Source organism: Psychrobacter urativorans (assembly GCF_001298525.1).
Lineage (GTDB): Bacteria > Pseudomonadota > Gammaproteobacteria > Pseudomonadales > Moraxellaceae > Psychrobacter > Psychrobacter urativorans_A.
The window spans coordinates 1,110,677-1,124,288 of record NZ_CP012678.1 but is presented as its reverse complement, the minus strand read 5'-3'; the positions used below and the strand labels follow the sequence as shown (position 1 = coordinate 1,124,288).

Annotated in this window: 9 protein-coding genes; 6 read left to right on the top strand and 3 right to left on the bottom strand. The window is 43.0% G+C overall.

Translation table 11 applies throughout. The annotated features are described in order from the left end of the window. Nucleotides 1-260: 260 nt before the first annotated feature. Entirely contained in the window at nt 261-1,886 is a 1,626-nt protein-coding gene (locus AOC03_RS04885) for an AbgT family transporter (RefSeq protein WP_084785772.1), read from the top strand. Between the two features lie 93 nt (nt 1,887-1,979). On the opposite strand, the gene AOC03_RS04880 is transcribed toward AOC03_RS04885, so the two are convergent. The 3 genes from AOC03_RS04880 to parC form a co-directional block, all read right to left on the bottom strand. After that, nucleotides 1,980-2,777: an HAD family hydrolase gene (locus AOC03_RS04880; RefSeq protein WP_062533856.1), complete on the bottom strand. Its 798-nt coding sequence runs from the start codon at nt 2,775-2,777 to the stop codon at nt 1,980-1,982. Between the two features lie 251 nt (nt 2,778-3,028). Beyond that, nucleotides 3,029-3,514, bottom strand: a complete 486-nt coding sequence (locus AOC03_RS04875; protein ID WP_062533855.1) for a hypothetical protein — start codon at nt 3,512-3,514, stop codon at nt 3,029-3,031. Nucleotides 3,515-3,592: 78 nt separating this feature from the next. Beyond that, on the bottom strand, nt 3,593-5,893 hold the full coding sequence (gene parC, locus AOC03_RS04870) for a DNA topoisomerase IV subunit A (protein WP_062533854.1): 2,301 nt from the start codon (nt 5,891-5,893) through the stop codon (nt 3,593-3,595). Between the two features lie 257 nt (nt 5,894-6,150). On the opposite strand from parC, the gene AOC03_RS04865 reads away from it, so the two are divergent. From AOC03_RS04865 to AOC03_RS04845, 5 genes are all read left to right on the top strand, one after another. Beyond that, nucleotides 6,151-7,920: a vWA domain-containing protein gene (locus AOC03_RS04865; protein WP_062533853.1), complete on the top strand. Its 1,770-nt coding sequence runs from the start codon at nt 6,151-6,153 to the stop codon at nt 7,918-7,920. A 142-nt stretch (nt 7,921-8,062) separates the two neighbouring features. Further along, the gene (locus AOC03_RS04860) at nt 8,063-9,796 is read left to right on the top strand and encodes an AMP-binding protein (protein WP_062533852.1); all 1,734 of its coding nucleotides are present in this window, start codon (nt 8,063-8,065) and stop codon (nt 9,794-9,796) included. A 422-nt stretch (nt 9,797-10,218) separates the two neighbouring features. Further along, nucleotides 10,219-11,916 (top strand): AMP-binding protein, encoded by a 1,698-nt coding sequence (locus AOC03_RS04855; protein WP_062536494.1) that lies wholly within the window; start codon nt 10,219-10,221, stop codon nt 11,914-11,916. A 269-nt stretch (nt 11,917-12,185) separates the two neighbouring features. Next, a complete protein-coding gene (rph, locus tag AOC03_RS04850) occupies nt 12,186-12,902 on the top strand; it encodes a ribonuclease PH (RefSeq protein WP_062533851.1) in 717 nt (238 codons plus the stop codon). Between the two features lie 6 nt (nt 12,903-12,908). Further along, on the top strand, nt 12,909-13,400 hold the full coding sequence (locus tag AOC03_RS04845; protein WP_062533850.1) for a hypothetical protein: 492 nt from the start codon (nt 12,909-12,911) through the stop codon (nt 13,398-13,400). The last annotated feature ends 212 nt before the right edge of the window (nt 13,401-13,612 follow it).

The window sequence follows — 13,612 nt, the reverse complement described above, 5'->3', positions numbered from 1 at the left end:
TTAAGGCGTAAACATGGTCACTGTTTTCCTTTATATTCCTACTAGGCTTATATTTTTATAAGCCTATTTTTTTATCTATATTTTGGCTTTTCAATCATTCATTACTAATAGTTTCTACAACCCATCAAGAATGTTTGTTTTTATTGCTCAAGTATGTTTAAATCCAAGAACTTTTGCCTACCCATATTCGGGTTTGTTACCAAAAGTTCATCGTGATTAGAAAATAAATATACTGTAAAAATTAAAGGGAATGTTGAGTTATGCAAGGAAGTAATCCACCAGAGGGAGAGGGCAGTCCGCCAAATAATGATTTTGAGGTAGAAGCTAAAAGTTCGCGTATGCAGGGTTTTTTAAAAGGCGTTGAGTGGCTTGGTAATTTACTGCCGCATCCGGTAATTTTGTTCGTTTGGATGTCGGTGTTTTTATTAGTGCTGTCTGCTGTACTGTCATTTTTTGGCGTATCAGCACTCGATCCGCGCCCAGTAGGGACAACCGGACGCAGCGAAGACGGCATTATTCATGTCGTTAATTTACTAAACGGCGAAGGCTTAGCGCGCATCGTTGAAAACTTAGTCACCAACTTTACCGGTTTTGTGCCATTAGGTACAGTATTGGTCGCGCTCTTAGGTGTGGGTATTGCTGAACGCTCAGGCATGATATCTGCTGCATTGCGCGGTTTGGTCATGAACGCCCCCAAAAAGCTGGTCACTTTGACCATTGTCTTTGCCGGTATTATGTCGAATACCGCAGCGGAGCTTGGTTATGTGGTATTGATACCGCTTGCTGCGGTGATTTTCCACTCGCTTGGACGTCATCCTTTGGCAGGATTGGCAGCAGCTTTTGCTGGCGTGTCTGGTGGTTATAGTGCCAATTTACTGTTGGGTACAGTTGATCCATTGTTGTCTGGTATCACCCAAGAAGCAGCGCGTATTATTGACCCAGCGTACACCGTTGGCGCAGAGGCAAACTGGTACTTTATGGCAGTGAGTACCTTTTTAATTAGTGGCTTGGGTTACTTCGTTACCGAAAAAATCGTTGAGCCAAGCTTGGGTGAATACAACCCGAAAGATGCAGATGACCCTTCGGTGCTGGACAATCAAATCGAGAGTTTGTCGTCCATTGAGAAAAAAGGGCTTATCTGGTCAGGTCTGAGCATGTTGGTGTTTTGCTTATTGCTGGCATGGACGATTGTACCGGCTGACGGCATATTGCGTCATGCGGAGACAGGATTGGTATCGGGTTCGCCATTTTTACATGGCATCGTGGTGTTCATCTTTGTATTCTTTGCGATACCCGGTTATATTTACGGCAAGATTACTGGCAGCATGAAAAACAACCAAGATGTGGTTGATGCGATGAGCCATGCGATGAGCTCGCTCAGTATTTATATTGTATTGGTATTCTTTGCTGCGCAATTTACCGCCTTTTTTAACTGGTCAAATTTGGGTTCAATCATGGCGGTATCAGGAGCAACATTCCTCACGGATATTGGCTTAACTGGACCGTTTTTATTGGTTGGTTTCATCTTGATTTGTGCGGTCGTTAACCTGATGCTGGGTTCAGCATCTGCGCAGTGGGCAATTACTGCGCCTATTTTTGTACCGATGCTCATGCTGACTGGCTATGCGCCAGAGATGATTCAAGCGGCGTACCGTATCGGCGATTCTACCACCAATATCATCACGCCGATGATGAGCTATTTTGGTTTGATTATGGCAGTGGCGATTCGCTATAAAAAAGACACGGGCGTTGGCACGTTGATGGCAATGATGCTACCGTATTCAATGGCGTTTTTGGTCGGTTGGGTGTTCTTATTTTGGATTTGGGTATTTGTCTTGGGTCTGCCAGTAGGTCCGGGTTCAGAGACGTTTTATCCGGCAAGATAATTGTATAACAATGAGTAAATGCTAAATAATAAAAAACCCTTGCTAGATATTGGCAAGGGTTTTTTAATGTAAAAAGTAAGTGGTTAACAATTACTAATCGATATGGAAATGATTCAACACCGCTTGGATTCCGTGTTCTTCAATCGTGCCCGTGACAAAATCCGCTCGCGCTTTTAACTCATCTTTCGCATCACCCATTGCCACCGCATAGCCGACCAAATCAAACATTTCTAAATCATTCAGCCCGTCACCAAATGCCATACACTCGGTCGCCTCAACGCCAAAATGCGCACACACATCTAATATACCGCGTGCTTTTGAGGCATCAATCGGCAGGATATCACCGACAATCTCATGCCAATGTACGAGCTTTAACTTATGTTTGACGAAGTCAACATCTTGCATTTTTTGGTCTTGTTCATCAAAAAATACGGAACATTGATATACGGTATTAAAATGACAATAATCAGGGTCAATCATACTACAGCTTTTGATTCGATCATGATACGTGGTCTGCCAATCGTGCTCATCTGACCACACCACGTGGGTTGCGGAGTCAAATTTATAGACCAAATCGCTGCTTCTGCACAGCTCAGAAATTGTGGCGGCTTGCTCACTCGATAAGGGGTAGTCGCTAATCACGCGCTCATTATCAAAACTATATTGCCCATTCATACAGATAATGGCATCTAAAACGTCCGCTTCAAGCAATGCTAGAATATCGAGGGGCAATATCGGCTTTGAGCGTCCAGTTGAAATCACCAGTTTGATATCCGTCTTCGCCAGTGCTTCAAGAGTAGCCTTATTCTGCGGTGCAATTTCACCGTTTCGGCTTAACGTGTCGTCAATGTCAAAAAAGATGATTTTTGGGGTAGGTGTTTTATTATTCATAGTGGCTTTGACAGTCCTATTTATTATAGTAAATATTAGAATCTTACCATCTCTAATGATTGAAAGCGTATTAACTATAAAAGAGTAGCGTAGGTATCATAAAATGAAACTGTTTTGAATTAGTCAATGTTATGAATGCTAGGGTGTGTCAGAAGCACCAATTATTAAAAGTCAAAAAGTATTAACGATTAATTGAATAACATGAAAGATACTTTAGACGCACTCTACTTTTGGTTGATTTAATGATGAGACTATATATCTTTCATTTTATCATATAGCAACTGATATTTTTTTATAGACTGTTCTTGAGTATGCCTCAATTCAACACTCATTATTTCCATTTTTCTTATGATCAACTTTCCTTCTTCCTCGGTTATGTCATCAAATCCTTCTTCGAGTTTTTTTCTCATTTCGACAATATGTTCAAGACTTGGTTTTAAAAGTCCTGACTCAAGATCATCTAGCATTTCTCTAATTTCTAAATTTATATTATTTCCAATATTTTTTATTCGATCTTTCTCGTGATAAAGGTCATTAATCGCTTTTTGCCACGTCATTTCTACTTCTTTGGTTGCTTTTAAAGCATTTAGTCGCAATTCATACAGGTATTTATCTTGTGATTGTTTGAGATTTTCCTTAGTGTTCTTGACTGCTTCTCTCGAATTCATATAAATAAGACTAGCTATGCAAACACTTAGCACTGAAATAAGCGTAGGTATTACTGAGATTGTTTCCATAAAATTTACTTTTTAATCAGTTATTACTTCAAGTAGTAAAGTGCGCATCACGCACTCTACTAATCAATTAAGCTAAATCTACCCAACCACCTCAACACTTGTCACATTCTGAAAGCCTCTTGGCAACTGACTGCCGCGACTACCGCGTTTAGACGTATAGTTGGCTAAATCCATCGGTTTTAAGGTCACATGACGTTTGCCTGCGGTGATGATAAGGCTGTCTTGCTGAGTTAATGGCGTGATGGCAAGCACTTCTTCATTGTCTTTTAGAGTAATCATTTTATTACCCTTACCGCGCGCTTGTTCTGGCAAGTCGTCCAAGCCAAAGATAAGTAAATAGCCTGCGTTGGTCACCACGGCGATATGGTCAGGCGTTTGGCTACTGCCGTCGTTCTCTGGGCTGCTACTATCTCTGGACGTATCGATACACGCGACGGGTAACAATCGGCTATCGGCAGTCAAGGTTATAATGTTTTTTCCCGCCTTTTGATTGCTGTCCAAATTGCCCAAGGTATTGATAAAGCCGTAACCTTGTGAGCTGGCTAGAATAATACGCTGGTCATTATCGCCAGCAAGTAACTGCTCAAAGTGTGCGCCTGAGGGCGGTTTCAAGACACTGGTGAGCGGATCTCCTTGCCCACGTGCCGATGCTAAGTTGTGCGCCTCGATACTATAGCTGCGACCCGTACTGTCGAATACGTAGATTTTCTCGTTCGATTTGCCACGTGCGTGGGCTTGGTAGCTGTCGCCTGAACGGTAGCTCATGCCTTGCGCGTCTACATCGTGACCTTTTGCGGCGCGTATCCAACCTGCTTTAGATAATACGGCAGTGATAGGCTCGCTTGGGACAAGGTCGGATTCTTTCAACGCTTGTGCATCTTCACGTTCCGCCAGTGGCGACATACGATTGTCACCGTGCGCTTTCATGTCTTCAGTCAGCTCATCAATGATTAAGCCGGTCAAACTTTCTGGATTATCAAGGTATTCTTGGATAATGGCGCGCTCATTCGCCAGTTCATCTTGTTCGCGTTTTAATTCAAATTCTTCTAGCTTTGCCAGTTGGCGCAGACGAATATCTAAGATGGCATTGGCTTGAATGTCTGACAAATCATAGCCTTGCATCAAGGCGATCTTTGGCTCGTCTTCTTCACGAATAATACGAATGACCTCGTCAATATGTAAATAAGCAATCAATAATCCAGCAAGGATGTGCAAGCGTTTATCAATTTTATCAAGGCGATATTCTAGGCGGCGCGTGACCACGGAACGACGGCAAATGAGCCATTCTTCTAAGATGTCTTTCAGGTTTTTAACTTTTGGCTTACCGTTTAGCCCGATCATATTCATATTGACACGGTAATTGCTTTCAAGGTCGGTGGTGGCAAATAAATGACTCATGACGCGCTCAACATCAACGCGCGTTGAGCGTAATTCTAAGACGATACGGCAAGCGTTTTCGTGATCCGATTCATCGTGAATATCAACAATCCACGGCAGTTTTTTATCGGTCATGAGCCTGGCAATTTGCTCTTGGATTTTATTACCAGACACTTGATAGGGTAGCGCGTCGATGATGACGAGGTTCTTTTCTTTATCATCGATATGATAAGTGGCACGCATTTTATAGCTGCCGCGACCGCTTTCATACAGCGCTTGCAAGTCTTTTTTACTGGTAATGATTTCTGCTTTGGTAGGCAAATCTGGTGCGGGAATCGATTGGGTTAATTGTTTGACCGATAGCTCAGGATTTTTGAGCAAACGAATGGCGGCACGTACTACTTCATTTAGATTGTGCGGTGGAATGTCGGTTGCCATACCGACGGCAATACCGGTCGTGCCATTGAGTAAAATATTAGGCAAGCGTGCGGGCAAGGTGGTTGGCTCTTGCATTGTACCGTCGAAGTTATCTTGCCAATCGACCGTGCCTTGACCGAGTTCTGCCAGTAAGGTATTGGCATAAGCAGACATTTTAGCTTCGGTATAACGCATGGCGGCAAAAGATTTTGGGTCATCCGGGCTGCCCCAGTTACCTTGTCCGAAGATGAGCGGATAGCGATAGCTGAACGGCTGCGCCATGAGTACCATAGCTTCATAACAAGCGCTGTCACCATGTGGATGGTATTTACCGAGCACGTCACCAACCGTACGCGCGGACTTTTTAGGCTTAGCGGTAGACTTAAGCCCCAGCTCACTCATGGCATAAATAATGCGCCGTTGCACCGGTTTTAGACCATCGGCAATATTTGGCAACGCCCGATCCATAATGACGTACATGGCATAATTTAAATAAGCTTGCTCAGTAAATTCGGCTACAGAACGGGTATCCATCGCGTCATTAGAGACGGTAACGGCAGTCGTATTATCAATAACATCAGACATAAAAGTGATTTCGCTTATTAATTATAAATATAGTTGAACAATAAAGAATTCAGATAGCGCTATCGTAAAGGAAATCGCGTTAATTAAAAAGGTGTCTCCTATAATAGACGACAAGTCGTGACGCGGCGAATCGCCGTTTTATGTATAGATATTACATAGTAAGTTAAGTATAGTTAATTTTATTATGATAATAATGTGGTTGGCTGCTAGGTGAATAAATTGCCGCTGATCTGACTGCAATAACAAGGATGCTGCTTATGTTATCGATTTCCTTATCTCGTCTATATACTCATAAAGCGGCGGGTAGCGCATTATTAATAAGTACCATTACTGGTATAGGACTGAGTGCTTGTAGCACCCAACAGATGAGTAAACCTATGGCTGAACCAACTCGTGATATGGTGAACCAAGAGTCTACAAATGCGGTCGTCTCAAAGGTCGCCCCTATGATTGAGATGGCAGCGCCTACAGTCGTTAGCAGCGCCGATATGCTGACACGCTCCACCAGTTATATCCCACAAGGTATGCCATTACCAAAAATGCCAATACCAGAGATGCGCGATAATTATCAAAAAAACGTCGCAAACCCCATTCATCGTACCGCTGATATGCCGGTTGCCACGTTATCTATTGATACGGATACGGGTAGTTATGCTAATGTGCGTCGCTATCTAAATGAGGGACAATTGCCACCAAAAAATGCGGTGCGGGTTGAGGAGGTGATTAATTATTTTCCATATCAATTCTCAAATGCGCAGCGTCTAAATCGTGCGCCCTTTATCGTTGAAACGGAAGTGGTCGAGTCACCTTGGGATAAAGTCGGACAAAATAATCAAATATTAAAAGTAGGTATCAAAGCCATCGATACGGCACAATTTGGGCAAAAAAATACGTCGTTGCCGCCCGCTAATTTGGTATTTTTAGTTGATACTTCAGGCTCAATGCAATCACAAGACAAATTGCCATTGGCGCAGGCAACATTAAACTTATTAGCCAAGCAGTTACGCGCTGAAGATACGATTAGCATTGTCAGCTATTCGGGCAGTACCGAGGTTGTATTGCCTGCAACGCGCGGTGATAAAACGGCAACCATTCAAGCCGCTATTAATGGCTTGCGTGCTGAAGGCAGTACCAATGGCGAAGATGCGCTGAAACTTGCTTATAATGAGGCCAGCAAGTCCTTAAAAAAAGGCAGTATCAATCGTATCTTAATGTTGACCGATGGCGATTTTAACGTTGGTATTAGTGACGTTGATGACATGCTCGACTTGGTAAAAGCCAATCGTAATCGCGGTATTTCCTTATCGACCATTGGCTTTGGGCGTGGTAATCTCAACGATTATATGATGGAGCAAATGGCAGACAGCGGTAATGGTAATTACAGTTATATTGACAGCCTAGCTGAAGCCAAAAAAGTATTAAGCGATGAGCTGGCAGCAACCTTTAATACCGTCGCGCATGATGTGAAAGTGCAGATTGAATTTAATCCGGCACAAGTGGAAGAGTGGCGCTTGATTGGTTATGAAAATCGCGTGCTTGCCGAAGAAGATTTTAATAATGATAAAGTCGATGCCGGTGAGCTGGGTGCGGGCAAGGCGGTCGTGGCATTGTTTGAGATTACCCCAACAGGGCAGGTGGGTAGTTTTAACCCGCGCCGTTATCCAGACAATGCCCCTAATAAAAGCAACTCCATGCTCGCAAAAAATATTAATAATCAAGAGTTAGGTTTCTTAAAAATACGCTATAAAGCCACGCAAAACGCCAACTCACAGTTGGTCGATTTGCCCATCAATGCGTTGAACAAAGCAACGCCACTAAGCAATGCTTATCCTGATACGCAATTTGCCATAGCCGTCGCAGGGTTTGGGCAACGCTTGCAGCAGAGCCCTTATATTAATAACTGGCAATATAAAGACAGCCGCGCTCTTGCTACCCAAAGCCTTAAGCAAAAAGCCGTTACTGACCCTAATGGCTTACGGCGCAGTTTTATTGGCTTGACTGAACTTGCCGATGCCTTGCAGCCTTGAATAGACACAGTATGAGCGTTGCGATTTATTTACGAACGCTCATAGCAATCTTTTGTATTGAGTCCGCTTAGTAAAGTGTGTATGTTAAAGAACAAATGTATATTTACTGCCCATTGCAGCATTTTTGAGGAGAAACAAGATTATGGACAATCAAGACCATTTAATTCGACATAACGATAAAGTTTGGCTAAAAACTTATGAGGCGCTTGGGCTGACATATGATATCAAGCTGCCTGCGGATAATACCTCGCTGATTGATATTTTTGAACAAAGCTTTGCGAAAAATGGCAATAAAACTGCTTTTGTGTGTATGGGTTCTGAGTTGACCTTTCAGGAAGTAGATTTATACAGCCAGCAAGTGGCAGCATACCTGCAGTCATTAGGCTTGGTTAAAGGCGATAAAGTCGCGGTCATGATGCCCAATGTTTTACAATTACCAGTTACCATTATTGGTGTGCTGCGCGCTGGCTTGACCTTAGTGAATGTGAATCCGTTATACACCACCAAAGAGCTTGAGCATCAGTTGATAGACTCTGAGGCAAAAGCACTTATTTTAGTGGAAAACTTTGCCAAAACTTATCAAGATATTGGTCGTAATATCGTGGATCATGTGGTGATCACGGGTATGGGCGATTTGATGGGTACGCTGAAAGGCTTCATGGTTAATACGGTTGTTCGCTATGTCAAAAAACTGGTGCCTAAATATAAAATAGCGGGTAGTGTTAGCTTTAACAGCATGATTAAGCAAGTAACGATAAGCCAATATAAGCGTCCAACCAATATCACCCTTGATGATGTTGCTGTATTGCAATATACCGGCGGCACGACAGGCGTCGCTAAAGGGGCAATGCTGACCCATAAAAACTTGGTAGCTAACCTCATTCAGTGCAATACCTTTTTAGGTAGTGCCTTTGATGAGTTTGACAAAAGTGGCGAGCAGGCAGTGATTATGACAGCTTTACCGCTGTATCATATTTTCTCATTTACCCTTTGTGGGATGTTTGGTCTATATCGTGGCTGTGTCGGCTTATTGATTCCTAATCCGCGTGATATTGACAGCTTATTAAAAGCGTATAAAGAACATCCACCTGCACTTTTCCCTGCTGTTAATACGCTATTTAATGCCCTTGCTAATAATGAAGAGTTTAAGGCGTTGGATCATAGTAAGTTGCGCGTAACGATGGGCGGAGGCATGGCAGTAGTGAGCTCGACTGCAGAAAAATGGCGTCAAATAACGGGCAATATTATCGTCCAAGGCTACGGATTATCGGAAACATCTCCAGTAGCCACCGCCAATCCTATTAATAGCGCGACTTTTAGTGGCACTATTGGCGTACCGATGCCAGCGACTGATGTTGCTATTTTAGATGATGTGGGTAACGAAGTGGCATTGGGCGAACGTGGTGAAATTGGCGTGCGTGGTCCGCAAGTCATGAAAGGTTATTGGAAGCGTGATGATGCAACAGCAGAATCAATGACCAGTGATGGGTTTTTCCGTACCGGTGATATCGGTATTATGGATGAAAATGGTTATATCAGCATCGTTGATCGTAAAAAGAACATGATTTTGGTATCCGGTTTTAATGTCTATCCCAATGAAGTCGAAGAGGTCATGGCGGGTTGTCATAAGATTCTAGAGTGCGGTGTCATCGGTGTTGAAGACGATAAAAGTGGCGAAGTGCCTAAGATTTTTGTGGTACGTCGAGATGCGAGCTTGACGGAAGAAGAAGTACACGCCTATGCGAAAGAGCATCTAACGGGCTATAAGCGTCCACGTTATGTTGAGTTTATCGATGAGCTGCCAAAGTCGAACGTCGGTAAAATCTTACATAAAGATTTGCGTAAACTTGAAGCAGACCGTCACGCTAAGCAATAGTTAGCGGTTAAAAAACAAGCGCTTATTTGCTCATGGAAAAAGGATAAAGTCGCCACTGTGTGACCTTATCCTTTTTTATTATTAGCGTTACGGCGTATATTTACGTTATCTATAGTTGAGTGCCGCACTGACACTCAATTATCCTCGTTTTAAGAAGCGCTTTTCTAGCGTAGAATACGGTGAATAATGACGTTCGGTTCACAAATAATCACTAACCAGCACTGTATTTGCTCCCTCATTAGATTATTCTATGTCTTTAAATGTACCATTTAGGAAAAGTTATGACTGATACTGCCAATAACCAAAGTTCTCATAAAAAAAATAGCACCAATCAAGAAACGACTGCCCGCCAGCCAAACAAAGGCAACGCAGCAAAAGTGCATCGCGCTCAGTCATTGGCAGAGACAAATGCTTTTCCGACCATGCCCGATATTCCAAGCGATCGTCCATGGCTTGCCGCTTATGAGCGATATGGCATCAGCGCCACTATTGATATGCCTGAAGACAATACCTCACTACTAGAAGTCTTTGAGCGTAACTTTCGTCGTTATGGACAAAAACCCGCTTATATTTGTATGGGTGCCTCAATTAGTTTTAAGCAATTGGATTTATACAGTCGCCAGATTGCCAGCTATTTGCAGTCATTAGGCTTAGCAAAAGGCGATAAAGTGGGCGTGATGATGCCCAATATTTTGCAGTATCCTATCGTTGCACTGGGTATTTTGCGTGCGGGCATGATTTTAGTGAATGTCAATCCGCTATATACCAGTCGTGAATTGTCGCATCAGCTTGACGATAGCGGCGTGAAAGCCTTATTTATTGTCGAAAATTTTGCCAAGACTTATCAAGAAGCCACTAATAAAAGTAAAGTTAAAAACGTTATTGTCTGCAAGCTTGGTGATATGTTAGGACTGCTCAAAGGCACCGTCGTTAACCTCGTCGCCCGTCATGTTAAAAAAATGATTCCGTCTTATAACTTGCCAGAGAGCAACAGCTTTAAAGAAGCCCTAAATAGCGTATCAGCTAGTAAATACAAACGCCCAGATTTGAATTTAAGTGATGTGGCATTATTGCAATATACTGGCGGCACAACGGGCGTGGCAAAAGGCGCCATGCTGTCACACGGTAACTTGGTTGCCAATATGCTACAGATTAGCGCCTTGATGGACAGCGCTTTTGACGACGATGCCAATGCTAATGATGTGATTTTGACCGCGCTGCCGCTGTATCATGTGTTCTCCTTTATGGTTTGCGGTATGTATGGTATGTATCAAGGTTATGCCGGATTATTGATTCCTAATCCGCGCGATTTGGACGGTTTGATTAAAGAAATGGCGAAATATAAACCCTCCTTTATTCCTGCCGTTAATACGTTATTTAATGGCTTGGTCAATAAAGAAAGCTTTGCTGCCTTAGATTTCTCTAACTTAAAAGCCGCGATTGGTGGTGGCACGTCCGTATTGCCTAGTGTCGCAAAAGAGTGGCATAAAATCACCGGTTTACCGATTGTTGAAGGTTATGGCTTGTCTGAAACCTCGCCAGTAGTGGCATTTAATCCGATGACCATTGCAGAATTTACTGGCAAAATTGGTATTCCAGCCTCTAGCACTGACATCATATTAATCGACGACGATGAAAATGAAGTGGCTATCGGTGAGCGCGGTGAGATTTGTGTCAAAGGTCCGCAAGTGATGATTGGCTATCAAAATCGCCCTGATGAAACCGCGGAAACGTTCACAGCGACTGGTTACCTAAAAACGGGCGACATCGGTATTATGGATGACAAAGGCTTTACTAAAATTGTCGATCGCAAAAAAGACATGATTTTGGTATCGGGCTTTAATGTCTATCCGAATGAGATTGAAGAAATCATGAGCGAGCATCCGGCGGTAAAAGAGTGCGGCGCGATTGGTATTCCAAGTGCAGAGCGCGGTGAAGATCCGAAGATTTTTGTGGTCAAAAAAGGCGAAGTCACTGAACAAGAACTACTCGATTTTGGCAAAAAGAATTTGACCGGCTATAAGCGTCCGCGTCACGTACAATTCGTTGACGAGTTACCCAAATCAAATGTGGGTAAAATCTTGCGTAAAGAATTACGCAAAATGGAAGGCTTGGATTAATCTGCTAGCCTAATCTTGCTAATTATTCACATAAAATTCAAAAGATAAAGGCGAAATCGTCTTTGTCTTTTTTAGTTTTAACGATAACTTTTGCCAAAAATACCGTGTAATCGTAAGCACTTATCTTGCTATTATGCCGTTGTCACGTTAGGATACCTCAATATTTAAGTCTGCTATATTGTCTGATAATGTTTTATTATTGAATGATTTAATGGCTAGACTGTTTGTTTTTACCACACTGCTTTTACAACATCGTACTAGGAATTTTTATGCGTATTGATAACCGTGAGCTTGACCAACTTCGCTCGATTACCTTTGAGCGCCACTATACCAAGCATGCCGAAGGCTCAGTGTTGGTCAGCTTTGGCGATACCAAAGTATTGTGTACTGCCAGTGTTGAGTCGGGCGTTCCACGCTGGTTAAAAGGCAAAGGTAAAGGCTGGATTACCGCTGAATACGGTATGTTGCCACGCGCAACCAATACCCGTAACCAACGCGAAGCGGCTCGTGGTAAGCAGTCTGGTCGTACCCAAGAAATTCAGCGCTTAATTGGTCGTAGCTTACGCGCGATGATTGATTTGAGTAAACTTGGTGAAAATACTATTTATCTCGATTGTGATGTGTTACAAGCTGATGGTGGTACGCGCACCGCCAGTGTAACAGGCGCGGCTATTGCTTTAATTGATGCGTTAGAAAGCCTTCAAAAAACCAAAAAATTAAAAGCTGATCCTTTAATTGGTTTGGTTGCTGCGGTATCTGTCGGTATGAAAGATGGCAAAGCTTATCTGGATTTAAACTACGAAGAAGATGCCAGCTGTGATACCGATTTAAACGTGGTGATGACTCAAAAGGGTGAGTTTATTGAGCTGCAAGGTACGGCTGAAGAAAAGCCGTTCACTCGTGCGCAAGCCGATGACATGCTCATTCTTGCGGAAAAAGGCATTGCTGAGCTTGTCCAAATGCAAAAAACAGCGTTAGGCTGGTAGTCACGTATGCTGAAACTGACTGATGACGGTGCAAAGATTACCTTACAAGGGCAACCCCAAGCATTAGACAATGGGTTGTTCTGGTTTGGTGCAGCGTTATTGGTAGGCGCGGTGGCTGTGGCGCTGGCAATGAGTTTATTGCCCGTTCGCTGGTCTATTGGTGCGCTTGCTCTGCTAATTATTGGTAGTTTTATTTTTAATCGGCAACGGCAAAACCATAAAAAAGCCATGAGTGGTCAGATTAGCAGTGGCATATTATGGGTACGTTGTAACGAGCTGGTACATGATAATCAAGGCAAGCGTGCTCATATTCATCTCGCTGATGGCGACACCATCACGCTAGAGGGCGAACAGCTACAGATTATGGATGTTCATCATATCCATAAATATCGTATCAGCGGTTTTGATAATGAGAAAGAAGCGCAAGCGACCAAAGCTATCCTACAAGGACAAACGCTGAATAAACGTCATGTCACGATTAAAATGAGTAACGATTAAATTAAAATGAGTCACGACTCACCCTGCTTTTTACGCAATATTCCTTTTTATTTGTAATCCTCTGTATTTCTCTTCCTACCCTTTATCTCCTTCTGCCTACTTTTTAGCGCCTGCCACTCATGAATAGCGCTTGCAGTCTCCTGCCGAAATGGTTTATAACTAGAGGCGATTGATTTTATAGTTTTGGCTTATAGTTGCTGCCATTGTTGCTG

Excerpts from the sequence above, each read along its gene's own strand:
- AOC03_RS04860 (WP_062533852.1), top strand. The coding sequence starts at position 8,063 with ATGGACAATCAAGACCATTTAATTCGACATAACGATAAAGTTTGGCTA.
- AOC03_RS04845 (WP_062533850.1), top strand. The coding sequence starts at position 12,909 with ATGCTGAAACTGACTGATGACGGTGCAAAGATTACCTTACAAGGGCAA.
- AOC03_RS04865 (WP_062533853.1), top strand. The coding sequence starts at position 6,151 with ATGTTATCGATTTCCTTATCTCGTCTATATACTCATAAAGCGGCGGGT.
- AOC03_RS04885 (WP_084785772.1), top strand. The coding sequence starts at position 261 with ATGCAAGGAAGTAATCCACCAGAGGGAGAGGGCAGTCCGCCAAATAAT.
- rph (WP_062533851.1), top strand. The coding sequence starts at position 12,186 with ATGCGTATTGATAACCGTGAGCTTGACCAACTTCGCTCGATTACCTTT.
- AOC03_RS04880 (WP_062533856.1), bottom strand. The coding sequence starts at position 2,777 with ATGAATAATAAAACACCTACCCCAAAAATCATCTTTTTTGACATTGAC.
- parC (WP_062533854.1), bottom strand. The coding sequence starts at position 5,893 with ATGTCTGATGTTATTGATAATACGACTGCCGTTACCGTCTCTAATGAC.
- AOC03_RS04855 (WP_062536494.1), top strand. The coding sequence starts at position 10,219 with ATGCCCGATATTCCAAGCGATCGTCCATGGCTTGCCGCTTATGAGCGA.
- AOC03_RS04875 (WP_062533855.1), bottom strand. The coding sequence starts at position 3,514 with ATGGAAACAATCTCAGTAATACCTACGCTTATTTCAGTGCTAAGTGTT.